This is a genomic window from Candidatus Devosia phytovorans (genome assembly GCA_029202405.1).
Taxonomy (GTDB): domain Bacteria; phylum Pseudomonadota; class Alphaproteobacteria; order Rhizobiales; family Devosiaceae; genus Devosia; species Devosia phytovorans.
On sequence record CP119312.1, the window covers coordinates 3,209,462 to 3,235,577 of the forward strand.

The 26,116-nt window shown below is 63.1% G+C and carries 25 protein-coding genes; 18 read left to right on the top strand and 7 right to left on the bottom strand.

Annotated features, from left to right (window positions below; translation table 11 throughout):
• The first annotated feature begins 168 nt into the window (after positions 1–168).
• From P0Y65_15830 to P0Y65_15875, 10 genes are all read left to right on the top strand, one after another.
• A complete protein-coding gene (locus P0Y65_15830; GenBank protein WEK03648.1) occupies positions 169–843 on the top strand; it encodes a response regulator transcription factor in 675 nt (224 codons plus the stop codon).
• Positions 840–2,219, top strand: coding sequence for a HAMP domain-containing sensor histidine kinase (locus P0Y65_15835; GenBank protein WEK03649.1), 1,380 nt, complete (start codon positions 840–842; stop codon positions 2,217–2,219). The genes P0Y65_15830 and P0Y65_15835 overlap by 4 nt, the downstream gene beginning before the upstream one ends.
• A gap of 41 nt (positions 2,220–2,260) precedes the next feature.
• Entirely contained in the window at positions 2,261–2,689 is a 429-nt protein-coding gene (locus tag P0Y65_15840) for a helix-turn-helix domain-containing protein (GenBank protein WEK03650.1), read from the top strand.
• Between the two features lie 255 nt (positions 2,690–2,944).
• Positions 2,945–3,595, top strand: a complete 651-nt coding sequence (locus P0Y65_15845; GenBank protein WEK03651.1) for an outer membrane beta-barrel protein — start codon at positions 2,945–2,947, stop codon at positions 3,593–3,595.
• A gap of 213 nt (positions 3,596–3,808) precedes the next feature.
• Complete coding sequence (locus tag P0Y65_15850; protein ID WEK03652.1) at positions 3,809–4,141, top strand: response regulator; 333 nt, start codon at positions 3,809–3,811, stop codon at positions 4,139–4,141.
• Between the two features lie 137 nt (positions 4,142–4,278).
• Entirely contained in the window at positions 4,279–6,174 is a 1,896-nt protein-coding gene (locus P0Y65_15855; protein WEK03653.1) for an HWE histidine kinase domain-containing protein, read from the top strand.
• The gene (locus tag P0Y65_15860) at positions 6,171–6,524 is read left to right on the top strand and encodes a response regulator (GenBank protein WEK03654.1); all 354 of its coding nucleotides are present in this window, start codon (positions 6,171–6,173) and stop codon (positions 6,522–6,524) included. The genes P0Y65_15855 and P0Y65_15860 overlap by 4 nt, the downstream gene beginning before the upstream one ends.
• A gap of 77 nt (positions 6,525–6,601) precedes the next feature.
• Positions 6,602–6,829 (top strand): hypothetical protein, encoded by a 228-nt coding sequence (locus P0Y65_15865; GenBank protein ID WEK03655.1) that lies wholly within the window; start codon positions 6,602–6,604, stop codon positions 6,827–6,829.
• A 230-nt stretch (positions 6,830–7,059) separates the two neighbouring features.
• Positions 7,060–7,632: a LuxR C-terminal-related transcriptional regulator gene (locus P0Y65_15870; GenBank protein WEK03656.1), complete on the top strand. Its 573-nt coding sequence runs from the start codon at positions 7,060–7,062 to the stop codon at positions 7,630–7,632.
• Between the two features lie 276 nt (positions 7,633–7,908).
• On the top strand, positions 7,909–8,799 hold the full coding sequence (locus tag P0Y65_15875; GenBank protein ID WEK03657.1) for an AraC family transcriptional regulator: 891 nt from the start codon (positions 7,909–7,911) through the stop codon (positions 8,797–8,799).
• A 61-nt stretch (positions 8,800–8,860) separates the two neighbouring features.
• Here the strand turns inward: P0Y65_15875 and P0Y65_15880 are convergent, their stop codons facing one another.
• Positions 8,861–11,005, bottom strand: coding sequence for a TonB-dependent siderophore receptor (locus P0Y65_15880; protein ID WEK03658.1), 2,145 nt, complete (start codon positions 11,003–11,005; stop codon positions 8,861–8,863).
• Between the two features lie 283 nt (positions 11,006–11,288).
• Here P0Y65_15880 and P0Y65_15885 point away from each other — a divergent pair, with 283 nt between their 5' ends.
• From P0Y65_15885 to P0Y65_15915, 7 genes are all read left to right on the top strand, one after another.
• A complete protein-coding gene (locus tag P0Y65_15885) occupies positions 11,289–12,227 on the top strand; it encodes an iron-siderophore ABC transporter substrate-binding protein (protein ID WEK06821.1) in 939 nt (312 codons plus the stop codon).
• Positions 12,228–12,295: 68 nt separating this feature from the next.
• On the top strand, positions 12,296–13,261 hold the full coding sequence (locus P0Y65_15890) for an iron ABC transporter permease (protein WEK06822.1): 966 nt from the start codon (positions 12,296–12,298) through the stop codon (positions 13,259–13,261).
• A 2-nt stretch (positions 13,262–13,263) separates the two neighbouring features.
• The gene (locus P0Y65_15895) at positions 13,264–14,289 is read left to right on the top strand and encodes an iron ABC transporter permease (protein WEK03659.1); all 1,026 of its coding nucleotides are present in this window, start codon (positions 13,264–13,266) and stop codon (positions 14,287–14,289) included.
• Complete coding sequence (locus tag P0Y65_15900; protein ID WEK03660.1) at positions 14,286–15,362, top strand: DUF2218 domain-containing protein; 1,077 nt, start codon at positions 14,286–14,288, stop codon at positions 15,360–15,362. Before P0Y65_15895 ends, P0Y65_15900 begins: the two co-directional genes overlap by 4 nt.
• A 17-nt stretch (positions 15,363–15,379) precedes the next feature.
• Positions 15,380–16,399, top strand: coding sequence for a tonB-system energizer ExbB (gene exbB / locus P0Y65_15905; protein WEK03661.1), 1,020 nt, complete (start codon positions 15,380–15,382; stop codon positions 16,397–16,399).
• Between the two features lie 3 nt (positions 16,400–16,402).
• Complete coding sequence (exbD, locus tag P0Y65_15910) at positions 16,403–16,858, top strand: TonB system transport protein ExbD (GenBank protein ID WEK03662.1); 456 nt, start codon at positions 16,403–16,405, stop codon at positions 16,856–16,858.
• Entirely contained in the window at positions 16,855–17,853 is a 999-nt protein-coding gene (locus P0Y65_15915) for an energy transducer TonB (protein ID WEK03663.1), read from the top strand. Before exbD ends, P0Y65_15915 begins: the two co-directional genes overlap by 4 nt.
• Positions 17,854–17,978: 125 nt before the next feature.
• Here P0Y65_15915 and P0Y65_15920 read toward each other — a convergent pair whose 3' ends face one another.
• From P0Y65_15920 to P0Y65_15935, 4 genes are all read right to left on the bottom strand, one after another.
• Positions 17,979–18,881, bottom strand: a complete 903-nt coding sequence (locus P0Y65_15920) for a hypothetical protein (protein WEK03664.1) — start codon at positions 18,879–18,881, stop codon at positions 17,979–17,981.
• Positions 18,882–18,890: 9 nt separating this feature from the next.
• A complete protein-coding gene (locus tag P0Y65_15925; protein WEK03665.1) occupies positions 18,891–20,204 on the bottom strand; it encodes an HlyD family type I secretion periplasmic adaptor subunit in 1,314 nt (437 codons plus the stop codon).
• A complete protein-coding gene (locus P0Y65_15930; protein WEK03666.1) occupies positions 20,201–21,910 on the bottom strand; it encodes a type I secretion system permease/ATPase in 1,710 nt (569 codons plus the stop codon). Before P0Y65_15930 ends, P0Y65_15925 begins: the two co-directional genes overlap by 4 nt.
• Before the next feature lie 66 nt (positions 21,911–21,976).
• Positions 21,977–22,270, bottom strand: a complete 294-nt coding sequence (locus P0Y65_15935; GenBank protein WEK03667.1) for a hypothetical protein — start codon at positions 22,268–22,270, stop codon at positions 21,977–21,979.
• 305 nt (positions 22,271–22,575) lie between these two features.
• On the opposite strand from P0Y65_15935, the gene P0Y65_15940 reads away from it, so the two are divergent.
• Entirely contained in the window at positions 22,576–23,436 is an 861-nt protein-coding gene (locus P0Y65_15940; protein ID WEK03668.1) for an alpha/beta hydrolase, read from the top strand.
• Between the two features lie 53 nt (positions 23,437–23,489).
• On the opposite strand, the gene P0Y65_15945 is transcribed toward P0Y65_15940, so the two are convergent.
• Together P0Y65_15945 and P0Y65_15950 are read right to left on the bottom strand one after the other, a co-directional pair.
• The gene (locus P0Y65_15945; protein WEK03669.1) at positions 23,490–25,298 is read right to left on the bottom strand and encodes a YbhB/YbcL family Raf kinase inhibitor-like protein; all 1,809 of its coding nucleotides are present in this window, start codon (positions 25,296–25,298) and stop codon (positions 23,490–23,492) included.
• Between the two features lie 305 nt (positions 25,299–25,603).
• Positions 25,604–25,948, bottom strand: a complete 345-nt coding sequence (locus P0Y65_15950; GenBank protein WEK03670.1) for a hypothetical protein — start codon at positions 25,946–25,948, stop codon at positions 25,604–25,606.
• Between the last annotated feature and the right edge of the window lie 168 nt (positions 25,949–26,116).

Below are 26,116 nucleotides of genomic sequence, written 5' to 3' on the forward strand. Positions count from 1 at the left end.
AGCCTTCACCGCCCGGATCATTAACGACCGGTTACGATGGCGAGACGCAGGCGACAGGCGGACCGCAGACTGCGCCCGCAAGATTGCCGCAACATTGCCCATTCCCTGCGGCGCGAGCGGCACAGCCATGCGATTGCCAACGGGTCCGGTGCGTGGCATGCAAACCGCATGAGAACCCTGTTGGTAGAAGATGAACCGGAGCTCGCGGCTATGGTCCGGACCGCGCTGGAGCGGCGCGGATTCGTGGTGGATCATGCGGAAACGCTGGAGGTGGCCGAAGAGGCCATCGTGCTCATCGAGCACGACGTGGTGCTGCTCGACCGGCAATTGACCGATGGTGATGGCATCGACCTTCTGGCGCTGATCCGCAAGCGCCGGCCCAGCCTTCCGGTGATCGTCATTTCGGCCATGGGACAGCCGCGCGACCGCGTCCAGGGCCTCGATCTCGGCGCCGACGACTATCTGGCCAAGCCCTTTCTGATCGAGGAGCTGATTGCGCGAATGCGCGCCGTGCTGCGCCGGCCGACGCAGATCCAGGTCGAACCACTGTCCTTTGGCAATGTGCGGTTCGACGTGACCGGGGGCGAGGTCAGCGTCGACGGCAGCCCGCTCGCCGTGCAACGGCGCGAGGGCCTTGCGCTCGAGGCGCTGATGCGGCGAGCGGGTCAAACGGTACGCCGGACCAGCCTCGAAGAGGCGATGTATGGCGCCGATGACGAGATCGCCTCCAACTCGCTCGATGCCATCATCTCCCGCCTGCGCCGGAAACTGGCGGATCGCGGGGCGACATTCGAAATCCATCCGGTCAGGGGCGTGGGCTATCTGCTGCGCGAATTGCCGTGAAGACGACTGGCCCCAAGAGCCTGTCGCGGCTGCTGACGCGGCGCATGCTGATCGTGCAGCTGATGACGCTGACAGCCTGCTCGGTGCTGGTGCTCATTCCGCTGTTCCTGCTGCCGATGCTGGTCGGCGTGCGCAATGTACGACCGCCGGACCCCAAGATCGTGCCCACTATCGTTGAATCGCTCGACTATCAGGCACGAGCGCCGCTCGCGCTGGTGCCCACGCCTGCGCTGCAGCGGATGGGAGCCGACTATCCCGACTTCTGGTTTCTCGTTCAGAGCACTGATGGCCAATCGGTCAGTTTCGGGGTGATGCCGGCCGAGGCGGCAAACCTGCGCCCGGTGCTGTCGCATTTGATCTCGCTCAACGTGATGCTGGAGAGCGACGAGACCAACAGCAACCTGACGGTGCGCACGTTCGAGCTGCCGGGCGGGCCGGTCAAGATCGCCTTTGCCGGCGGACCGACCTGGGGGCTGGGGCACCTCATCCCCATCATCAGCATCGCCATCATGCTGGCGATCTTCCTCTTCCTTGCCCTTTCCAGCATCATTGCCATACCCCGCTTCATCCGCCGTGAACTGATCGGGCTCAATGCGGCTTCGGATGCGGCGGCGACGATCGCTGCCGAACAGCGCGGCATCCGCATTCCCGACAGCGGACTGCCGACGGAAGTGCTCAGACTGGTGCTGGCGGTCAATGCGGCGCTGGAGCGGCTCGACGATGCCAACCAGCGGCGCGAGCGCTTTCTGGCGGATGCGGCCCATGAGCTGCGCACACCGGTTGCGGTGCTGATGGCCCGCATCGAGACGACCGAGCCCTTCGAGGGGCAACAAAAGCTTTTGGCCGATGTGACACGGCTGTCCGGACTGATGAACCACCTGCTCGACCTGCAGCGGCTGACGCTCAGCGAATTGCGCCTGTTCCCGGTCGACCTTGTGGCCATCGCGACCAATGTGGTGGCGGATCTGGCGCCGCTGGCGGTGGCGGCGGGCTATGAGATGGAGCTCGAGGTGCCGGACGCGCCGGTGATGGTCGAGGGCGACGCGGCGAGCCTTGAACGCGCTTTCTCCAATATCGCGCGCAATGCCATAGATCACGGCGGCAACCGGGGGCGCATCGTGCTGCGCGTCGAGACTGACCGCCGCGTCATCGTCAGTGATGACGGGCCCGGCATTCCGATTGGTGAACGCATCCGGATCTTTGAGCCCTTTCACCGCGTCAAGCCGTCGCGCGAGGGGGCGGGGTTGGGCCTGTCGCTGGTCGAGGGCATCGTGCGCCAGCATGGCGCCGCGATCAGTGTGGGCAGTTCTTCGAGCGGCGGCGCCCGGTTCGAGATCCGTTTCCTGCAGGAGACTGGCAATGTTGGCGCAACCTAGGCCCGTTAGGTCTGGGGTCAATGGAAACGGAGATCCCGATCATGAACGACGGGGAAAACACTCACATTGACGCTGCCGGATTGCGCGCACCGGACGTCGAACGGGCCCAGGAATTGCTGGCCCTGACAGGCGAAGCGTGGACCGGCCCGGTCGTTACCAGCCTCAAGGGGCGGACGGCGCGGTTCAATGTCTTGCGGAGCGAGGTTCCGGGCATAGCACAAAAGCAGCTGACGCGGACCTTGCGGCAACTCGAACGCGATGGCTTCGTCGAACGGACCGCTTACTATTCCATCCCACCCAGGGTGGAATATCAACTGACCGACTTGGGTGACGAACTGTTCGAGAGCATGGCGGCGATTGGCAGGCTGGCGGTGACGCGGCACAGCCAGATTGCGGCGGCGCGACAGCGGTTTGACCATGCGCTTTTCGAGAACCGGGCCATTGCGATGCCGGATGTGCAATTGCGCTGAATTTCACGACGGCTGCGGGCGCATGCAAGGCTCGCAGTCCACATGGTTGGCGGTGGCGGCACGACCTCCAAGACGCTGCGCCAACCGATCGACAGGGGTCGCCCACGAGGCGGCCCCTTTCTTTTTGCCTTTATTTCAGTCCCTCGGGGACAAGCAATGTTGCGGCAATCATCGGAGGGCAAAAACATCTGCAACGGCCCGCTTTGCGGCTGCAGCCAATCCGATTATCGGCGGCCTACATTACCAGGAGTTTCCATGTCAAAGAGTGTTTCCACAGCCAGCGTACTGGCCCTTATTCTGGTCGCTGGCGCCAGCTCGGCTGCCATGGCGGCTGACCTGCCGCTCGCCACCGCGCCGATTGCGCCCAGCTACAACAGCCTCGACGTGGCCATCGCTACCGATGACTGGACGGGCTTTTACGTCGGCGCCAGCATTGGCGGCGCCACGACAGATGATTTCGACGAGGCCAACAGCGCCTGGACCGGCGGCGTGCAGGCCGGCTATCTGCAGCAGTTCGGCACATTTGTGGTCGGCGGCGAGCTGTCCGCGTCGCTGTCGGACGATCTCTACTACCAGATCCAGCCTGGTGCGGGCCTGCAGGAAAGCTGGGCTATCGAGGCCAAGGGGCGCGCTGGTGTGGCGCTGGACCAGACGCTGATCTATGGCACGGCCGGCATCGCCTTATCCGAACTTGAAGCGGCCGGCGCCACCACTTCCGAGGCCGAAACCTATGCGGGCGCCGTGTTTGGTGCCGGCATCGAACAGGGCCTGGGCAATGGCTGGAGCCTGCGGGCGGAATATACCCAGACGCGCTACTGGGACGTGGACAGCACCATCGGCGGCATTGCCAGCACCGATGACCTGACCAAGCATGCCATCACCGCCGGCGTGAACTATCGGTTCTGATTTTTCCCGTTGACGACGAGAGGGGACGCCTGACCGGGGCGTCCCCTTTGCTATTGCATTAGGCAAGGTGCAGCCTTGTCCGGCTTGATCAACGACCTCCGTCTCGAGGCGAGACCGGCCCAACGGCCTTGAGGGCAATCAATGCGGGAACAGTTGGGCGCGCTGCGTCGTTGCCTGTCGATCTGGTGTCTTCCGCCAGGCGGGGGACCTGTGATGTCCAAAATACTGATTGTCGAAGATGACGTCGCAATGGCGTCCAGCCTCAAGGCCTTGCTGGAGGCGCGCGGGCACCGGGTCATCGGGCCGGCCATGGATTGCTCGTCGGCACTGGAGCTTTTATGGCGCGAGCCGCCGGACCTGGCCTTTGTCGATACACATCTCGGATCGGAAACCTGCGAGGTGGTGCTGGAAGAATGCGACCAGCAGATGGTGCCCGTCATCATTGCGGCGACCGAAGGAGATGGCCTGCCAGAATTCTGCGGGGTGCGGAGAAGGGTTTTCAAGCCGATGAGTGACAGCGCAGTCGATCGGGCCATGGTCGGATGACCGCATCACGCAATCTGGGCCCTGGATTAAACCTTGATAGTGCGGGCGCTGGGTCTGATGTGCCAGATGCGCTTTCTTCTCCCAGCCCTGCCGAGGTTGCCGACCGTGACGATCCATCAGCAAATCCACGAGACGCCATGACCTCTCCCGGTAGCGGCCTGAGTTTCCTGTCCGGGGGCGGAAACATGGGAGAGTTGATCCGGGCGTTCGACTGGGCATCCACGCCGCTCGGAGCGCCGAGCTCCTGGTCGGAGGGTTTGCGGACGCTGGTTCGGGTCATGCTGGCCTCGCAGCAACCGATGTTCATTGCCTGGGGTCCGGATCGGACCATGCTCTACAATGACGGCTATGCGCCAATGTGCACCAACCGGCACCCCTGGGCCCTGGGTCGGCCGTTTGCCGAGGTGTGGTCGGACATCATCGAGGATGTGGGCCCCATCATGGATGCGGCCTATAACGGCGTGCCGACCTATATGGATGACATCGAATTCCAGATGACCCGGCATGGCCAGGTGGTCGAGACGCATTTCTCCTTTGGCTATACCCCGGTGCATGACGAGCAGGATCAGGTCGTTGGCATGTTCTGCACGGCGCTCGAAATCACGTCCGACGTGCTGCATGGCAAACAGCGCAGCCGCGAACTGGACCGGATGCGGGAGTTGCTGGAGAAGGCGCCGAGCTTCATGGCCGTGCTGATGGGGCCGGACCATGTGTTCGAAATCACCAACTCCGCCTACAAGCAGCTCATCGGGCACCGCGATGTGGTGGGCAAGCCGATCCGCGAGGCCCTGCCCGACATCGAGGGCCAGGGGTTCTACGAGCTTCTCGACAAGGTCTACATGACCGGAGAGCCCTTCGTTGGCCGCGGCATCGAGATCGACCTGCAGCACAAGCCCGGCGGACCTATCGAGAAGGGCTACCTCAATTTCCTGTATCAACCGGTTCGCAACGAGCAGGGCGAGATCGTCGGGGTCTTTGTCGAGGGCAATGACGTCACCGACCTCAAATCCGCGGAACTGGCGCTGCGCGAGAGCGAGATCCGGGTGCGGCTGGCCCTGGCGGCCGCAGAAATGGGTGTCTGGCAGTGCCAGTTCATCGATGGACAGTTCGTCAACCTGCAGGGCGACGACCGGGCGATTTCGCTGCTGGGTGGCAAGCCGGGCGAGACGGCGAGCTTTGACGCCTTCGCCGATCGCATCCATCCCTATGACCGGGTTTTGCTCGAGCCCTCGGCCCGCGCGGCGCTTGACCCCAAGGGCGACGGCATTCTCGATATGGAATATCGGGTGCTGTCCCAGGGCGAGCGGCCGGAGCGCTGGGTCCATGCCCGGGCGCAGGTGCTGCCCTCCTCGATCGGCAAGCGCCTTATCGGCACGGTGCGCGACATCACACCCAAGAAGGAAGCCGAGCTGCGCCAGCAGATCCTCAATGCCGAGTTGCAGCACCGGATGAAGAACAGCCTCGCCATGGTCAATGCCATTGCTGCGCAGACCCTGCGCGGCGACGATATTGCGGACCGGCGTTCGACATTCGTTTCGCGCCTCGAGGCGCTCTCGCATGCCCAGGATATCCTGACCAGCAAGAGCTGGCAGGGGGCGCCGATCCAGTCGGTGGTGGAAAGCGCGCTGACGCCACATCTGTCGGGTGGCGAGCGTTTCGTGCTGGACGGGGTCAATCTCGACTTGTCTGCCAAGCAGGCGCTGTCCATTGCGCTGGCCATCCACGAACTGGCCACAAATGCCGCCAAATATGGTGCGCTGGCTTCGAGCATGGGGCGCGTGCATGTGCATTGGGGCTTCGAGCAGGGTGACACAGGCGAGAGCGAGTTCTGCTTTCGCTGGACCGAAAGCGGAGGACTGCCGGTCAAGCCACCGACCACCAAGGGCTTCGGCTCGCGCTTGATCACTCGCGTGCTGGCGGCCGATTTCGACGGTGAAGTCACTACAGATTACCGTCCGGAGGGTCTGGTTTGCGAATTGCGCGCGCCGGCGTCTGGCATCGTTCAGGCCATATTGGAGGATGGCGCGCCATGACAACCATTCTGGTCGTAGAAGACGAAAGCCTGATCCGCATGGCAATCGTTGATCATCTGGAGGAAAGCGGTTTCGACGTGGTCGAGGCCCGCGATGCCGATCAGGCCCTCAAGCTGCTCGCCGTCCGTGACGATATCCGGATCATCTTCACCGATGTCGACATGCCGGGCAGCATGGATGGCATCAGGCTGGCGCAGGCGGTACGGGACGGCTGGCCGCCGATCCGCATCTATGTCACCTCGGGCCTCTGGCGCCTCAACAGCGATGAACTGCCGGACGAGACAGTGTTCATACCAAAGCCCTACAATGCCGACGAACTGGTCGAACAGTTCCGCGCCATCGCGCACTGAACGCATTGCCGCAACCTAAAGCCGCTGCCCACGTTCGCCCCGTGGGAACTGCAAGACTTTGGGACTTTCGACGATCGATGACACTTTCTGCAGCCGAGCAGGAGCTCGCGCTTTCGCGACAATTGCTCACACGCACCAAGCAGGGTGGTGCACCAGATGTCGGGACCGTGCTGCGGCGCGCCGACCGGGAAATCCGGCGACTTTCGAGCCTCGCTGTCGCCTGGCCGGAGCTTGCCGCGCCGATCGGCGAGCTGATTTCGGAATGGATCGCCCTGCGCGGGCGGACGATGCGCCTGTTGCACTGAGCGGAGACAATGCGTCCGGCCTCGTAAAAAATACCGATAGGCAAATCAATGCATCAACCATGATCCTGCCAATTGTGAATTAGTCGGGAACGGGACGCCTTGTGGTCCGTTGCGCTTCCGACCTATGAGGCGGATCGTGTGGCATGAGGGGGCACATGGATTTATCGTCAAGCGCAGGCGGGCGCCAAGTGGCTGCAGCTAACCATCAGATTCCAATTCTGGAATGCATGTTGGCGGCCTTTGAAGACACGTCATCCTTTATCGCCGTGCTGCGCGGGCCCACGCATGTCTTCGAGCTCGCCAATGCGCAGTATCGCAAACTGATGGGCGACCGTGATTTCATCGGACGCCCGGTGCGCGAAGCGGCCCCTGACGTGGCCGATCAGGGCTTCTTCGAGAAGCTCGACCATGTGCTGCGCACTGGCGAAAGCTATGTAGCGCGCGACATTCCGCTCGTCATCGCCAGGGTCAAGGAACAGCCGCGCGAGGAATTCCGCATCAACCTGCTCTATTCGGCCATCGCCAACCCCGGCGGCGGAAACTACGGCATCTTTGTGGAAGGCAGCGTCATCTCGGGTCCACCCGGCGCCATGGCCGAGGGGCCCCACGAGAGCCTGCTGACACCGCGGGAGCTGGAAGTGCTGCATTGGAGCGCGCAGGGCAAGACGGCCGATGTCACAGGTGCCATCCTGGGCATCGCGACGCGAACGGTGCATCACTACATGAGCCGCATCATCGACAAGCTCGATGCCGACAACCATACCCATGCCGTGGCCGAAGCCTTCCGCCGCAAGATCCTATAGATCTACTTTGGGTTTTTGGAGAAATCGCGCGCTAAGCGAGCTCGACGATTTAGCTCCGTGGCTCGACCAGAGACTGGCAGTCACCCTGGACCGGCTCCTTCCCGTTGCCGTGACAAGCCAAAAGTCGGCTCGTAGCGCCGGATGAACGATCTCGCCAAGCGCATACATGACATTGTTACTCATGTATGATAAGTGCATTGAATTGCGTCCTGTCACCGTGGTGACGATCGGCGCAGTCTTCACCTGTCTTGTGCTTGTCTGTTTGTGAGACTGACAATGAGTTTCATGCCGGAAATGTCCTGGTACACGGAAGGTATTACCGTGCTGGAGCCCGTGCGCTGGCGTCAGTTTGACGGAGCTATGGGTGCCTTCTGGCAGGCGGAAAGCCAGAGCGGGTCGCGCGGCTATTATCTGGCCGACGATCCTCGCATCATGGTCTATTTCAACGACGTGTCGAGCCGCGTGGCAATGTCCAATGATGGCGAAACCGCACAACGCGCTTCCCGGCCAATGGCACGCGCCATTTATATTCCGCCCGGGATGCCCATGTGGACGTCAAGCGAGGCAAGACACCGGTTTACGCATCTCAACCTGCATATTCACAAGGACAGGCTTTTGCGCTTTTTGTCGCCGGCAGTCGGGCGATCGAGTGCCTTGTCGGCCATAGCGCGCCCGGTGGAACTTGCTGAAGGGGGAGCGACGGAAGTGCTGGCCCGGATGATTGTCGAAGAACTGGTGTCCCCGAGAAAGCCCGCGCTTTATGCTGAAAGCCTGATGAGCAGCTTGTTCGTCGGGCTCTTGGATATCCGGCCACCGGAAACCGAGCGAGCGCCTGGACGCCTGACTTCGGCGCAGATGCGAAAACTGAATTCCTACATGGCATCGAGCAGCGCCGGCCGCGTCAGCGTGGCCGATATGGCAGCCAGCGTCGGTCTTTCGGAAAGCTGGTTCGGCAACGTGTTCAAGCACACCACGGGACAGACGCCGCTGCAGTGGCAATTGCAGCGGCGCATCGATACCAGCAAGGCCCTGCTTCAAGAGGCTGATCTGACCGTTGCGGCGATCGCGGCTCGTCTCGGCTTCACCGATCAGGCCCATTTCACCAAGGCATTCCGCCAGACCACCGGCGAAACACCTGCCGCCTGGCGACGCCTGCAGAACAGCTGATCTGAGCATCCAAAACGAAAACCGCCGCCCCGAAGGACGGCGGTCTTTTCATGCGATGATCTTACCAGCTGTGCTTGAGCGTAGCGGTGATGCTGCGACCCGGATTGTAGAAGGTCGCACCGAAAGCAGGTGTCCCGACCTGGGCCACGTGCTTCTGGTCGAACAGATTGCTGACATTGAGCTGGAAGTCGGTGTTCTCGTCCACCGCATAGTTGAATGCGGCATCGATGACGACATTGGCATCCGCCTCGGTGGTGTTCTCATCGCCGAAGTAATAGGCGCCGGTATAGCGCGCACCCAGACCAAAGGTCATCTCGTTGAGCGAGCCGATTTCGGGCAGGGTATAGTCGACCCAGAGCGAGGCCAGGTGATTGGGCACGCGCGCCAGTTGATTGCCCTCGTTGCCCAAGGTGCCGTTCTCGACGATCTCCGACATCAGATAGGCATAGGCTGCCGTGACGGTGACATTCTCCAGCACTTCGGCCTTGGCCTCGAGATCAACGCCGCGTACGCGCACTTCGCCGATCGTTTCGGGAAGCATCGTCAGCGGATTGGTGCGCGTGATGTTGGTCTTGGTAAGGTCAAACACCGACGCCGTGAACAGGCCCGGGAAGGCTTCCGGCTGATACTTGACGCCCACTTCCCACTGCTCGCCACGTTCTGGATCGACGGTAAGGACATCGGAGCCACGCGGTGCGGCCGGCATGGCGGACTCACCATAGCTGACGTAGGTCGAGACTTCCGGCGTCCAGGCGTAGCTGGCACCCAGGCGCTTGGTGAACTCGCTGAAATCGGCCGCCTGGACAGTGGTCGATGCCGCATAGAGGCTCGGATAAGTGGTCTGCTCGATCGATATCCAGTCATTGCGGAGACCACCCGATAGGGTCAGCTGATCGAAGGTGATGTCCTGCTGCAGATAGATGCCGTTGACTTTGGCGGTGGCTAGATTGTCGCCGATCAGGGGCAGGCCGACGGGAGCACCCGTATAGATCGGATTGGTCCAATCGATAGCGGTGGTGTCGCCGTAATAGGACAGGCCGGTCGTCTTGTTGTTGCTATACTCGGTGCCAACAAGGGTCGTGCTGTCGAAAGGACCGAAGCTTGCGTCATACTGCAGGTGGCCATCGATCACGAAATGCTCGCGTGTGCCGCTGGAATCGAGAGCAACGCGATCTGCGACCGTGCCGGCAACCGGCGTGCCGTCGATATAGACATACTTGTAGCCGTTTTCGGTGTCGCTATAGCGCGCCGATCCACCAAAGCTCAGGCCATAACCGAAATCATGGTCGAGCTTTGCCGTCAGCGTGTTGCGCTTGACATAGAGCTCGTTGAAGTCGGGCTCGCCAAAGAAGGTCTTGGGGTCCAGATCCGTGCCATCAGGATGGCTGTTACCAGGGATCGTCTTGCGATAGAGATTGTCATAGACAACCGTCAATTCCGTGGCATCGCTCGGACGCCAGGTCAGGCCCGCCATGACGAAGGATTCGTCATTGGGCGAATAGTCGACCTCGCCATTGCCGACCTGGAACTTGCCGGTCAGACGATAGGACAGCGTGTCATCGACCGTCAGGTTGTCACCGAAATCGCCGCCGATCTCGCCACTACCGAAGGCATTTCCAGACATGTAGACCTCGCCGAAGCGCTCGCTCTTGGGCGTCTTGGTCACATAATTGACCGCGCCGCCCGGATCGCTCATGCCGAAGGCCGAGGAATTGGCACCTTTGAGCACTTCAACGCGCTCATAGGCATAGGGCTCTTCGCGCACGCCCAGGAAACCACGACCGACGGCCATGCCGTCGCGATAGACATTGGCGTCAAGGCCGCGGATCTTGAAATAGTCGAAGCGCTCATCCGCGCCATAGAAGTCGCCGATCACGCCAGAGGTATACTGCAGGACCTCTTCGGTCGTGCTGGCATTGCGGCGCTCAATTTCCTTCGCCGTGATGACGGAAATGGCAGCGGGCGTATTGAGGATATTGGTCGCAATCTTGCCGCCGACGGAGCTCTGTGTGGCAACCACGGTGCTGCGATCGTCGTCGCCCTGCACTTCGCCCGTCACCGTCAGCTCGGGCAGCGCCACGACTGTCGTGCTCTGCGCCAGGGCGACGCCCGGAATGAACCCGGCCAGTGCCGTACAGCCCAGCAGCATTGCCAGCCTTGCCTGTGTGCGGCGTGCCGCCTCGATCTTGCTCACCCGGTTACTCATTCGACCCCAAACTCCCGTGGATGTTTGTCTGCCCGCCCGTCCGGTCGGCCGGCCGTGGCAAACAGGTCCCGTTAACCTGAGAGAAAGGGTCCGGTATTGTAACTTTCCCTGATTTTGTAAGAAACCATGTAAATTTCCCGGTTTTGGGGGTGTTTCCCAGCAAACGGATTGACCTCGCCCCCTAACTAGACATTTTACCTCCACTTTCCTGTCGGAGGTTTTTCCCATGCGCCTGACGTCCATCCTCGTTTCGGCCATCGCCATCTGCGTCACGTTTGCGCCTATGGCCGGCGTGGCGCAGGAGGTCGCGGCGACCTATCCGATGAGTATCGACCATGCCTTTGGCACCACGGTGCTGGAAGCAAAGCCGGAGCGCATTGCCACGGTCGCCTGGGCCAATCACGAAGTGCCGCTGGCACTCGGTGTCGTGCCGGTCGGCTTTGCCCGGGCCAATTTCGGTGATGATGACAATGATGGCCTCCTCCCCTGGGTGAAGGCCAAGCTCGACGAGCTGGGTGCAGAAACCCCGGTCCTGTTCGACGAGGGCGATGGCATCGACTTCGAGGCGGTGGCCGCCACAGATCCGGATGTGATCCTGGCTGCCTATTCCGGCCTCAGCCAGGCCGACTACGACACGCTCAGCCAGATTGCACCGGTCGTCGCCTATGCCGATTACCCCTGGTCGACCGACTGGCGCGACATGATCCGGCTCAATAGTGCGGGCCTTGGCATGGCAAATGAAGGCGATGCGCTGATTGCCGATATTGAAGGTGAGATAAAGGAGGCGGTTGCCGGCTATCCCGAACTCGAAGGCAAGTCGGCGATCTTTGTCACCCACCTCAATCCATTCGACCTCAGCACCATCAATTTTTACACGCCCAATGACACGCGGGTAAAATTCTTTGCCGATCTCGGCCTCACCAATCCGGCGAGCGTCGTCGGGGCGGCGGAACCCGGCAAATTCTCCGGTTCGGTCAGCGCCGAGCAGGTCGACGCCTTCGACGACGTCGATATTGCCGTCACCTATGGTGATGCCGCCCTGGTCGGTGCGCTCAGGCTCAACCCACTTCTCGCCAAGCTGCCCGTGGTAGCCGATGACGCCTTCGTCGTGCTGGGCCGCGATCCGCTGGGCACGGCAGCCAACCCGACGCCGTTGTCGATCTCCTATGTGCTCGACGACTATGTCGCGCTTCTCGCCGCGGCGGCAAAGAAGGCGCAATGATCGCAACGACCACCCCGGCAGGCCTGGCTCCGGCCCGCGCCCACAATGGGCGGCGGGCCGTTTGGCTGATGGCGCTTGCCATCGTCCTGCTACTGCTGTGCTGCCTGTCGGTCGCCATTGGCGCACGCGATGTCGGCTGGCAGGATATTGTCCAGGCCCTGCTGGGACATGACGACACGATCGGCCAGTCCGCCGTGCTGCTGCGCCTGCCGCGCACGGCACTGGCCGTCATGGCCGGCGTGGCACTGGGCCTTGCCGGCGCGGTGATGCAGGGTGTGACCCGCAATCCCCTGGCCGACCCGGGCATCCTGGGCGTCAATACAGGTGCGGCGCTTGCTGTCGTCATCGGCGTTGTCTGGTTCAACATGCAATCCACCAGCGACTTTGTCTGGGCAGCCATTGTCGGCGCGGCCGGCACGGCCTTTTTCGTCTACGCCATCGGCTCGCTCGGTCGCGGCGGCGCCACGCCGCTGAAGCTGGCGCTGGCCGGCGCCGCAACCTCCATTGCGCTCAGCTCGCTTGTCATCGCCGTCGTCCTGCCGCGCAACGACATTGCCGGCGGCATCCGCTCCTGGCAGATCGGCGGCGTTGGCGGCGCCACGCTCGACCGCATCCTGCCCGTGCTGCCCTTTATCCTGATCGGCCTCGCCATCAGCCTGCTGTCGGCCCGCAGGCTCAACTCCCTGGCCCTGGGCGACGAACTCGCTGCCGGCCTGGGCGAGAATGTCGCCTGGACGCGGTTCGTCGCCGCTTTCGGGGCCATCCTGCTCTGCGGCGCCACGACGGCTGCCTGCGGCCCGATCGGCTTTGTCGGGCTCGTCGTGCCGCATTTCTGTCGCCTGCAGTTCGGCAGCAACTATCGCTGGCTGCTGCCCTTCTCCGCCGTGGGTGGCGGCGTGCTGTTGCTGGGCGCCGATATCATCGGCCGCATCATTGCTCGCCCGGCCGAGCTTGATGTCGGCATTCTGACCGCCTTCATCGGGGCGCCCTTCTTTGTCTGGATGGTTCGGCGCCATCGACTGCGAGAGCTCTGAGCATGAGCGCCGCCACCCTTTCCGCCGCCCGCCGGCAAGCTGACCGCCGCCAGCAACGCCTCATTGGCTTGTTGCTCGCCATGCTCGCTCTCGCTTTCGCACTCAGCCTGTCGCTGGGGCAGAGCTTCACGCCGCCCGATCAAGTGGTGCGCATTCTCCTGGGCGAGGACATTGCCGGTGCCAGCTTCACCGTCGTGCAGTTGCGCCTGCCGCGGTCGATCATGTGCATTCTCGCCGGGGTGAGTTTCGGCATTGCCGGCGCGGCCTTCCAGACCATGCTGCGCAATCCGCTGGCTAGCCCGGACATCATCGGCATCAGCTCCGGCGCCAGTGCTGCTGCCGTTTTCGCCCTGGTCGTGCTTGGGCTCAAGGGACCAGCGGTTTCGATCTTTGCGGTGGTCTCGGGCCTGGGCATAGCCATGCTCGTCTACGCCCTCAGCTTCCGCAATGGCGTCGCCGGCACCCGGCTGATCCTCGTCGGCATCGGCGTTTCCGCCATGCTCGAGAGTTTCGTCGCCTATATCCTCACCCAGGCGCCCGAGTGGAACCTGCAGGAGGCCATGCGCTGGCTGACCGGCAGCGTCAATGGTGCCCAGGCCATTCAGGCGCTGCCGCTGCTGGGCACCGTGGTGGTCTGCGGCGGCATGCTGCTGGCATTGCGGCGCAGCATCGAGCTGTTGCGGCTGGGCGACGACACGGCCGGCGCCCTGGGTGTGCCGGTAACGCTGGTACGCGTGCTGGTGATCCTATGCTCGGTCGGCCTCATCGCCACCGCCACTGCCGTCACCGGCCCCATCGCCTTTGTCGCTTTTCTCTCCGGCCCCATTGCCAGTCGCCTGATCGGCCCTGGCCGTTCGGTCCTGCTGCCAGCAGCCTGCGTCGGTGCCCTCCTGGTGCTGCTGGGCGACTATGCCGGGCAATATCTGCTGCCCAGCCGCTATCCGGTCGGCGTCATCACCGGTGCCCTGGGCGCACCCTACCTCATCTACCTCATCATCCGCGTCAATCGCGTTGGAGGCACACTATGACCGAACTGCCGTCGCACCGCCTCACCGGCACCGCCACCTCACCCCAAGCGGCCCATCTCTTCGAGGAACTGGCCAGCCATTTTGTCGAACACGCCCAGGTGCACCGCGCCGGCAACAGGGTGACGCTAACCAACCCGCTTGGCGTGGCCGAAATCACCCACGCCGACGACACGCTGCGCTTCACGCTGAATGGCATTTCGCCCGAAGCACTGCTGATGAGCCGGACCGTTCTGGCCGAACATCTGTTCTATTTCGCTGGCACGGCCCCACTCGATCTCTCATGGTCCGACGCCAGCCTGCCGCAGGCCCTGCCCAACCTGCACATGGCGACACTGGTCTCGGCCAGCATGGTCACGCCTGCCATGCGCCGGCTGGTCTTTGCCTGTGCCGATGTGCGCCCCTTCATCGGCGGCGACATGCATGTGCGATTGCTGGTACCGCCAACCGGACGCACGCCCGTCTGGCCCAAGCCGCGCATTGATGGCCGCATCGACTGGCCGTCGGGCGAGGACGCGTTGCTCTCGCGGGCCTATACGATCCGCTCCGTAGACCCCATCCGCAACGAAGTCGCCATCGACATTTTCCAGCATCCCGAACCCGGCATCGCCACGCCGGGCGCCGACTTTGCCCGCGACGCCCAGCCGGGCACGCTCGTCGGCCTACTGGGGCCCGGCAGCGGACATCTGCCCGTGGCCGAGACCATCTTCCTCGCCGGGGACGAAAGTGCCCTGCCGGCCATCGCCCGCATCATCGAGGAACTCCCTCATACCTCGCGTGTCACCGCGTTGATCGAAGTGCACAACGCGGGTGAAGAGCAGGCACTGCAATCGCAGGGCCAGCTCGACCTGCGCTGGATCCATCGTAACACCTATGCAGCCGAGACACGCTTCAGCGACCTTGTGCTCGCTGCCATCACCCAGCAGCCCGATGACGCCTTCATCTGGGTGGCCTGCGAAAAAGCCGACGTGCGCGCCGTCAAATCCGCCCTTCGCAAAAGCGGGCGAAAGCCTGTGGGCACCTACCTCGCCTGGTACTGGGCCCATAACGCTGCCGACGACAGCAGCGACGACTGATTTCCTGAAAGACCGCCATGAAAACCGCCTCCTTCCTCATCCCGCTCCTCGCCACCTTTGCCCTCGCCTTGCCCGTGACAGCGCAGCAGACAGATGCTCCTGCGCCATCCGCGCCCATCGCGGAGCCTGACGTGGCTGCACCACCAGCAGAGCCTGAAACGCCCGAGACAACTGGCGTCCCAACGCCTCAACCGACTGCCAATGAAACCCCGGCCCCCGCGATCGTGCCGGCGCCGACCGAAACTATCGTTCCGGCACCGGCTCCGGCGGTTGCTCCGCCGACGGCAGAAACCGACCCAGCCGCAGAAGCCGCTGCCGCTGAGGCCGTCGCCGACCACAGCCCCTGGGGCATGTTCATGGCGGCCGATATCGTGGTGAAGACGGTCATGGCCGGGCTTGCGCTGGCCTCGGTCATCACCTGGACAATCTGGCTGGCGAAATCGCTCGAGATCTGGGGCGCCAAGACGCGATTGAAGCGCGCGCTGCGCGTTCTGCAGCAATCGACCTCGCTCGAGGCCGCCGCCGAGGCGCTCAGGCGCCGCAAGGGCGCCGGGATCCGCCTGCTGCAGGCGGCGCAGCAGGAGGTCGCCCGCGCCGAAAAGGTCATCGATTATGCGGACAATTCCGGCCTCAAGGATCGCGTCGCGTCTCGTCTCGGCCGCATCGAACTCGCCGTCAGCCGCAAGCTCAACCGGGGTACCGGGGTGCTGGCCAGCATTGGTTCGGTCTCGCCCTTTGTCGGCCTGTTCGGCACCGTCTGGGGCATCATGAATTCCTTCGTCTCCATCGCTGCCGCCAAGACCAGCAGCCTGGCCGTCGTGGCGCCGGGCATTGCCGAGGCGCTGCTGGCCACCGCGATCGGCCTCGTCGCCGCCATTCCCGCCGTCATCATCTACAATGCCTTTGCCCGCTCGATCTCGGGCTACAAGAACCTTTTGGGCGACGCTTCGGCCGCCATCGAGCGGCTGGTCAGCAGTGACCTCGACCATCGCTATGTGGCGCGCAAGCATCCCCACGCCTTCCAGGCGGCGGAGTAGATCATGGCGGGCGGTATCCGCGAGAACGCCAGCGACGATCTGGCCGAGAGTCACGAAATCAATGTGACGCCTTTCATCGACGTCATGCTGGTCCTGCTCATCATCTTCATGGTGGCAGCGCCACTGGCGACTGTTGACGTCAATGTCGAGCTTCCCGTCTCCACCGCGGCCCAGGCGCCGCGGCCGGACGAGCCGATCTATGTCACACTGAAGCAGGATCTCAGTCTCAACCTCAACGATGACCTCACCACCAGCCAGACACTGGCAGGTGATCTGGACGCGCTGACCGAGACCGACAGGGAAACCCGCATCTTCCTGCGCGCCGACAAGGGCGTGGCCTATGGCGACCTGATGGATCTGATGAACCTGCTCCGCACCGCCGGCTACCTCAAGATCGGGCTGGTCGGACTTGAATCCGTTGCAGGCGCCCCCGGTACCGAAGAGACAGTTGCTCCATGACGGCTACCGACCCCGGTCAGCTCCCGGAAGACACCGGCGCCTCGGGATGGCAGGATATGCTGTTGTGGACCGGCGCCCTGGCGACGGTGCTCGCCGCCATCGGCGGGGGCGTCTATTTTTTGCAGCAGACCGAAGCCTCACCGAGTGCCCCCGGTGTCGTGCCCGAGGCGATCCTGCTCGAAATGGCGCCCCTGCCCAGCACCACGGAAGACGCCGTGGAAGACGTGGCGCCCGAGCAACAGGCCATGCAGGAGCAGGACGAAATCCAGCCCAGCGAGGAGGCGCAAGAAGAAGTCGAACCTCCGCCCGAGCCAGAGCCGGAGCCCGAGCCCGAGCTGGAACCAGAGCCAGAACCAGAACCAGAACCAGAGCCCGTGGTCGAGGAGCCCATTGCCGAGCCACCGCCGCAGGTGGAACCGGAGCCCCTGCCCGACGAGCCGCCGCCAGAAGAGACCCAGCCGGTCGAAGAGCTGAGCGAGGAGCCGCCACCGGTTGAAACCGAAGCAGAGGTGCCGCCAGATCTGTCGCTGCCCATGCCGGTGCAGCAGTCCCAGCGCCTGCTCGAACAGCGTCAGGCCCAACGCCCGACGCCGCGACCGCCCGAGCAGCAGGCGGCACCCCGCACCGCTGCACCACCGCCGACCAACACGCCACCGGCGCAGCAAGCCAATAGCGCGCCTGTTGGCAGCAGTGCGCCGGTATCGCGCGCCACCCTTGAACAGTGGCAATCAAGGGTCATGACCTATCTCAATCGCCGCAAGCAATATCCGCGCGGCGCGCAGTCGCGGGGCGAACAGGGCCGCGTCGTCGTCAGTTTTACCATCGACGCGCGCGGCAATGTGCTGTCTGCCCGCATCTCGAACTCGTCGGGTTTTACCGAGCTGGATCAGGAAGCCGTCAGTCTGGTCAGTCGCTCCTCCCCCCTGCCCGCACCACCTGCCGAAATGGGCCAGGGCCAGACCAGCATGAGCGTACCGATCTCGTTCAGCCTTTGAGGACCAAGGGGGCGCGGAGTCAGACTGCCGGCAATACCATGGGGAGTTCAGGCAGCCGACTGCCGTGCCGGCTCAGACTTGCACTGGGCGGGCTGGGTGGAACCCGGACTGTCCGCTTAGCTGTGTCACAAAAGGCTCAGAGCGTTGAGGCCGTGCCCGCCCTGGTGATCTGATGTATCGACATAGCTCAGTCCCAAGAGGCCAACCGGCCCGTCGACCAGGGACGCCACCGTGCTGGAGGCGGCGGAACTGAGGTCGGGGATCGAGAGACTGTCGCTGGCTCCGTCACTGTAGAAGACTGCGGACAGAAGACCATCGGGGCCATCCATACCCTCATTGCCCAGGAGGGACGATGGCAGGTCGGCCAACGAAGCCAGAGTGTCTCCCAGGATCTCACCCGGCAAAGGCGCGATGCCGGTCAGTATGGAATCGGCCAGTCCCGCCGTGCCGCCGAGGATTTCGGCGACAATGCCGGGAGCGTTGACCTGGGCCAGTATGCTATCGCCGAGGCCCTGAGTTTCGGCCAGCATCGCGCCGATATCGAGCCGCGCCACGATGTCCTGGGCGGACTGAATGATATCGCTGGCGATCGACTGGCTGAAATCGGCAGCAGTTACGCCGGGCTCGGCGCCCTGCATGACCTTGCCGATCGTTCCCGCCATCTGCTGGGAGAGTTCGCTGACCAGATGATCCTGCAATGGGGTGGCATTGGCGTCGGGAAGGGGCGCTGGCCCGGCCGCGAGCGGGACAGGTTGAACAGCCTCAGGCGCAGGTTGCGCGACCGGATCGGCCCCGGCCGCGGTGTCCGTCAGAACAGCAGGAGAGACGGTAATTTGGGCCGCGTCGGCGGGCAGGCCCGTATCGTGCGACGTCTGCGCATCCTGCGTTTCGGGAATCATCGCCTGCGCCAGCATGGTGCCCAGAACCAGACCCCCGGCGGCGGTGCCGATGGCTATGGCGTCGGCGATTGGCGTCTGGGCCGGCTGGCGGACTTCATCCTGGCGCTTTTGCTTCTGCCGTGGGTCCATCGGAATCTCCTATCTCTCGCGGAAGGCGCCGCTGACCTCGTCCAGCAGCGGGCTGGTGAGGTAGTCGATCAGGGTGCGGCCCCTGGTGGGAATGACGACCTGCACCGGCATGCCGGCCGTGAGGTCGATATTGGCATCGGCCAGTTGCCGGGGGTCGAGGGCGATGCGCAGGGCGTAAAAAGATTGGCCGCTGCGCTCGTCGACCACCCGGTCGGCCGAAACCGTCTCGATGGTTCCGCTGAGCGCCGGCCGCGTCGAGGCGGGCACGGCCAGAAGGCGAATGTCGGCCCGTTCGCCGCGCGTGACATCGGTGACATCGGCCAGCCGCATCTGCGCTTCGACCACCATGGGGCCGGCATCGGGGATGATCGACAGCAGTTCCTGGCCCGGCGAGACGACGCCGCCCTCGGTGATGACGGAGAGACCGACCACCGTGCCGCTGGCGGTTGCGGTGACGTCGGTACGCGCCAGAGCATCCTGGGCAGCGGCCAGTTGCGGGGTGAGCGCTGCCAGCGCGGCCTGATTGGCCCTTAGGTCTTCGCTGGCGGCGGACTGACGCTCACGGTCGAGGCCGGCGATCTCGAAATCGGCCTCCGCCATCGCCTTGTTGGCCGTGGCAATATCGGTGCGCAGTACGGAAATCTGCGCGTCGATCTCGTTGATCGCGCGTTCCTGATCGAGCACGCGGCTGCGTTCGATCAGCTGCTGCGCCAGAAGCGCGCGTGCGTCCTCCAGTTCGCCGGTGATGGACACCTTCTGCTGGTCGAGCCCGGCAATCTGCGCCTCTGCCGAAGTGACGCGTTCGTCGAGTTGCGCCTTCTGTTGCAGCAGCACATTTTCGCGCGTTTCGAACTGGCCGGCGCGGGCACCCATAAGGGCGATCTCGTTGTTCATCGCCTGCTGCACGGTGGCGTCCTGGCTGCGGCTCACCAGGTCCTCGGAAAAGACTGGGGCATCCGTCCCCGCCAGTTCGGCCTGCAGGCGTCCCTGGGCGGCGAGCAGCGTGTCGCGCTCGGCGGAGAGGACATCATATTGCGCGCGCGGCTCGGCATCCGAGAGGCGCATCAGCACGGCGCCAGCACGGACACTGTCGCCTTCCTGAACCATCAGCTCTGCGACCACCCCGCCATAGGGATGCTGCACCGCCTTGCGCCCACCTTCGGCCTGCAACACGCCATTGGCCACCACCGCGCCGGACAGCGGCGCCAGAGCGCCCCAGCCCAGCATGACCATGATGAAGACCACGATGGTGATGAAGCCCAGACGGGCCGGCACGCGCGGATTGAGGAACTTGCTGCTAAGGGTTTCGCTCGGGCTCATCATTCTGCCGCCTGCATTTCGGGGACGACATTGTCCTTGATGTGCCGATAGACCTCTTCGGAAGGCGCGAAGACCTCGAGCCGCCCATTGCGGATGAACATCATGCGATCGACCATTTCGAGGACCGTGGTGCGATGGGTGACGAGAACGATGGTGGTGCCTGTGGTCTTGAGCGCCTCGAGCGCATGGCGCAGGCCGGTTTCGCCCGCCGTATCGAGATTGGCATTGGGCTCGTCGAGCACCAGCAGGGCCGGCTTGCCCAAGAGGGCCCGTGCCAGACCCAGGCGCTGGCGCTGGCCCCCGGAAAGGCCGACGCCCTCAGGGCCGAGCTCGGTGTCGTACTGTTTGGGCAGCGCCAGGATCATGTCGTGAATGCCGGCCTTCTTTGCAGCGGTGACCACGTCCTCGATTTCGGCCTCGCCAAACCGCGCAATGTTTTCCCGCACGGTGCCGGCGAAGAGGCCGACATCCTGCGGCAGATAGCCGATCTGTCTGCCAAAGACCGTCGGATCCCAGCTCTTGTAGTTGAGCCCGCCCAGCGCCAGCGTGCCCGCACTGGCCGAAATGGCGCCGATCAGCAGGCGTGCAAGCGTCGACTTGCCGGAGCCACTGGGTCCAACAATGCCGATGGCCTCGCCGGGTTTGATGGCAAAGCTGATGTCGCGCAGGATGGGTTCGGGCCGCGTCGGAATGGCGAAACTCACACGATCGGCGGTGAGGCCATTCTGATCGGCCGGCACGATGGTCCGGTCTTCGCGCCCCGGCACTTCGTCGAGGAGTTTGGACACTTCGCGATAGGCGTTTCGAGCTTCGGTGAACTGTTTCCAGGTCGCGACGCCCTGCTCCACCGGCACCAAAGCGCGCCCCATGATGATGGAAGCGGCGAAAATCGTGGCGGGCTGGATATATTGGCCGATGGCGAGCCACGCCCCTGCCCCCAGCATCAGGGCCTGCAACAGCAGGCGCGCAAAACGGATGCCCGAGGACACCACCGCATTGCGATCACTGGCTGTGCCCTGGCTGGCCAGCATGGTGTCGCGGCTGCGTTGCCAGTGGCCCTCGATGCTTGGCTGCATGCCCATGGCGACGACGACGTCGGAATGGCGCAGGATGTTTTCGCTGAAAGCATAGGCGCGATTGCCCTCGCTCTCGGCAACGCGGAGCGACGGGCGCGTCGTGCGCTCATTGACCAGGGCCAGCAGCAGCAGGACGGCGGCGCCTACAGTCGAGACCGCGCCGAGAACCGGGTGAATGAAAAACAGCAGCAGCAGATAAAGCGGGATCCAGGGCAGATCGAAAGCGAAGTAGATGCCCGGTCCCGTAATGAAGGTGCGAAACTGATCCAGTTGGCGCAGGGTCTGGCTGCCCCTGGAAAAGCCCAGCCGCGCCGACTTGCGCACCAGCGCATCGAATACGCGGCCGGCCAGAGAGCGGTCGAGCCGCATGCCGGCGCGAACCAGCAGCTGCGCGCGCAAGGCGTCGAGCGCGCCCATCGTCAGCAGCGCACAGACCAGGATCAGCGTCAGAAGCACCAGGGTCGTGACGTTTTCCGAAACCAGAACACGGTTATAGATCTGCATCAGATAGAGCGGGGAGCTCAGGTAGAGCAGGTTGATGACGCCGCTGAACACGCCCGCCACCGCAAAATGCGGATATTGGGCGCGAACGGCATTGCTCAGCTCGTTATTCTTGTTGTTATCGGCTGCCATGAGATGTTCCGGATACGGAAAAGGCGGGGTTCCGGAGAACCCCGCCAATCTTTGATGGTTCCTGGCTTAGAGCAGGCCACCCAGCAGACCGCCGCTATCGCTGTCCGAAACCTGCTGGTCGGAGCTGTCGCTCGACGAGCTCGAACCCAGATAGATCGGGGCGCCAAGGCCAACGCTCAGGCCACCAATACCGGTGAAGGACGAAGAGTCGCCGTCATCTTCCGTGCTTGAGGAGTGGAGCACGTCATCGAGGCTGAGTCCAAAGACTGGGCTGGCCGCGACTTCATTGTTGGAGGTGTCCGAATTGTTCGAGACGGAAGCGTTGTCACCACCACCAAGAAGCTGATCAAGAATCGACATGTTATTGTTCCTTCTTACGTTTGCCCGTTCGTCGGGCGGGGAGTTACACCATTGCGGTGTCGCTCATGAGAGACCCGCTGTTGCGGCGTCGGGGAGGACAATGGGTGACGACTCCGCCCGTTCCGGGGCAATTCGGCCCGAAAAAAGTGATCAGCGTCAAAGTGTTGGTTCTGAGCGGGTGACAACGCGCTACACGTTTCCGTGTCTGAAACTGCCCCCTCAGGGCCACATTTGAAACGTGCCCCTAACCTTGGCTGCCGGAACCATCACGCATGCTTCGCGCTAATCCCGCAAAGGAGATGGTCATGGACAATCGCGTAAGGCACCGCCGCATTCAGGTTGGCGGGATCGACACATTTTACCGGGAGGCTGGTGCTGCAGATGCACCGGTCGTGCTGCTGCCGCATGGCTATCCCTGCTCGTCCTATGAATTCCGCAACCTGATGCCACGGCTGGCCGATCACTGGCGGCTCATTGCGCCGGACTACCCAGGCTTTGGCTATAGCGATACGCCCGGGGACTTCGACTATTCCTTCGACGGCTATGCCGAGTGGCTGGAGCATTTCGTCGATGGGTTGCAGCTTGAGCGTTTCGTCATCTACCTGCACGACTTCGGCTCGCCGATCGGCGCGCGTCTGGCGATCAAGCGGCCCGAGAGGATCCTTGCCCAGATCATCCAGAATGGCGACATTCCCTATGAGGACGCGCTCGGGCCCAAATATGCCGATATCGAAAAGTCCTGGTCTCTGCCCGAAGACGAGATGCGCGATGCGCTGCGCGAGGGAGTGACCAAAGACAATTTCCGGGATGAGTTCCTCAACCACGTCCGGCCCGAGCTGGCTGAAACGATCCCGCCCGACCTCTGGCAATTGCACTGGTCATTGATGACGGAGGCGCGCAAGGATGCAGCTGCCAACCTGATCGCCGGGCTCAAGTCCAATCGTGCCTGGTTTGCCGAGCATCGGCGCTATCTGCGCGAGCATCAGCCGCCCACGCTGATCATCTGGGGACCGCAGGATCACTACATGCCGGAAAAATCCGCCCGCGCCTATCTGCGCGACCTGCCTGATGCTGAGCTGCATCTGCTTGATGGCGGGCACTGGCTGCTCGAAACCAATCTGGATGAGGCGACCGCGCTGATCCGCGCGTTTCTCGAACGCTTATGAGCCAGAGGCCCAAAATGAAACGGCGCCCTCAAGGGGCGCCGCTTGCGTTTGGATCAGTTGATCGGCTTTTCCGGGCCGGGGCGCTCATAGGTTCCGACTACCTCGCCCTTGGCGATGACGTGGCCCTCAATGGCCGCAAGGACATCCTCGCGTGTGGCACCGGGATCGACCGGCAGCTGCGAGAGGTCCAGGGCGAAGACCTGGAAGTGGTAATTGTGGGCGGGGTCTTCGAGCGGCGGACGCGGCCCCATGTAGCCGAGCTTGCCGGCGCTATTGGTGCCGTGCTTGGCATTTTCCGGCTTTTGCAACACAGGGTCGGCGGCAAGGCCTTCGCCAACGCCAGTGGCGTCGCCGGGAATGTCGAACAGCACCCAGTGGACGAAGGGTTTCGGTTCGACAGCATCAGGATCATCGGCGATGACAAGGAAGGACTGCGTGCCCTCAGGCGGGGTGCCCCATTCGAGCGCCGGCGAAGCATTGTCGCCTTGAGCCGCATGCTTGAGCGGGACGAGCTCGCCATTGCCAAAGCTGGGCGCCGTCACCTCCAGTATGCCTTCTGTTTCCACCAGATTGATGGCGATGTCGGAGGCAGGCGGCTTCACGGTGACGTCGGGAACATCAGCCGCTTCAGCCGCGGTGCCATTGTCCCCGCCCTCGTGGCTGATGCGGTAGATGATGCCATTGAAGTCATCGGCGAAGAGCAAGGTGCCGTCCGAAGTTTCGGTGATGCCGGCAAGGCGACCGAGGAAGCCGTAATTGCCATCCTCATGCTCGACCAGCAGGCCTTCGGCGAAGTGGTCCCAGGTGGCAGGCTGGCCGTCTTCGAAATCGACGCGGGTGATTTCATAGCCGCTGGGCGGCCGGCGGTTCCAGGAGCCGCGCATAGCGATGAAGGCGTCGCCGCGATATTCTTCCGGGAAGGCAGTCCCGGTATAGAAGGTCATCTGCATCGGCGCGGCGTGGGCGGTGTAACCCAAGGCCGGTTCCTCGCTCTGGGCGGCCCATTGCTCGAGGGTCACGCCCATGGGCGGGTTCATATGCGGATTGAAATTGCCGAAGTCGAAAACATAGGGCCAGCCATATTTCTGGCCCTGCTCGATAAGGTTGAACTCTTCCTTCTGCTCCTCGTCGCCGAGCCAGTCGGTGCCGTGATCGGCCCCATAGAGCGCTCCGCTGGAAGGCTCCCAGCCAAAGCCGATGGTGTTGCGCAGGCCCGAGGCGAAGATGGTGCGCGACTTGCCGTCCAAGCTGGCGCGCAGGATGGTGGCGCTTTCCGGATTGGTTTCCTGGCATTCGTTACAGGTCGAACCGACGGTGATGTAGAGCATGTCGTCGGGGCCAATGGCGAGCGTGCGATTGGCGTGTTGGCCGCCATCGGGCAGGTCATTGATGATCTGCTTCAGCTCGCCAAAGCTGCCATCCTCGTTGACCGGGGCGGTATAGACCTCGTTGACCGTGGCGAGATAGGCCGTGTCGCCGTGAAAGGCGATGCCATGCATGCCGGGACGCGCGGCAACGGTGGTGAAGCTTTCATACTTGCCGTCGCCGTCCTCATCGTCGAGGCGGATGATATCGGCTTCCGTGCGACGGCTGGCATAGACATGGTCGCCATGGGTCGCCAGCATGCGCGTATTGCCGAAGTCGCGGGCGACGACCTCAACGGCAAATCCTTCCGGCACGCGGATCAGGCCGGCCAGTTCGGCATCGTCGCTGACGGTAACGGGCTCAGGTTCGAGGATCGAGCCCTCGACGGTGACGTCGGAATATTCGCCAATAGTGCCCTGCGGCTGTGCCAGGGAGGGCGATGCCAGCAGGAGTGCCGCAGCGGAAATGCCGGCGGCGAGGGAAAGCGTCTTGGTCACGGTCTGGTCCTTCCAAACATGAAAGCAAAAGCCCGGCCTTGCGGCCGGGCCAGGGCGGGAAACCGGAAAACCATCCCCGTTCCCTATGCCGCTGTGTCAGGTTGACATGCGTCACCGCCTCGGGCGGCCAACGGTGCGCTGCCTTTTGCGTTCCACAACACAGATGTAGCGGATGATCGCAACCGATCTGCAACAAGATGGATCAGAGAAGGCTCTTCAGTTGAACACTGCTTGGGATGGGGGCTAAGGCATCGAAATCGCCGATGCGGGCAACATCTCGCAAAACCAGAGCATCATAGATCCGGCTACTCAAAAGGTGCCTTGTGCTCAATGGGCAGACCTGACCGGCTGGCAACGATGCGGTTTTCGATCAATTCTGTAGCCAGAAGTTTGACGGTTACCTCCGTCCCCTCGGCATCCAGAACCAGAGCTGTCGAGGAGTCTGCATCATCGCCCAGCACTCGTATGACCGTCCCCATTTGATTGCCTTCGACATCGTAGACGTCACTTCCGATTGCCTGCTCGACGGTGATGCCCAGTGCCGCTATCGAGGCCCGAGAATTGGCGAGTTCCACCAGCGGCGCGGGTTGCTGCGCCTGAACTGACGCGCAAAACGTCACCAGTGCCATCGCAACGACCAGTACTCTCATCGACCTTCTCCAACTTGGGAGGAGGCTAACTACCAGCTTGGCGTAGCGGTTCCTTTTTTGGCTCAGCATCCAGATTGGGGAAGCGGGGAATCCCGGAGCAACGTCAAGATGGCGGATGATCGAGCCAATGGCCAACCATGAACAATGGATCATCAGAGCGAGCGGAAT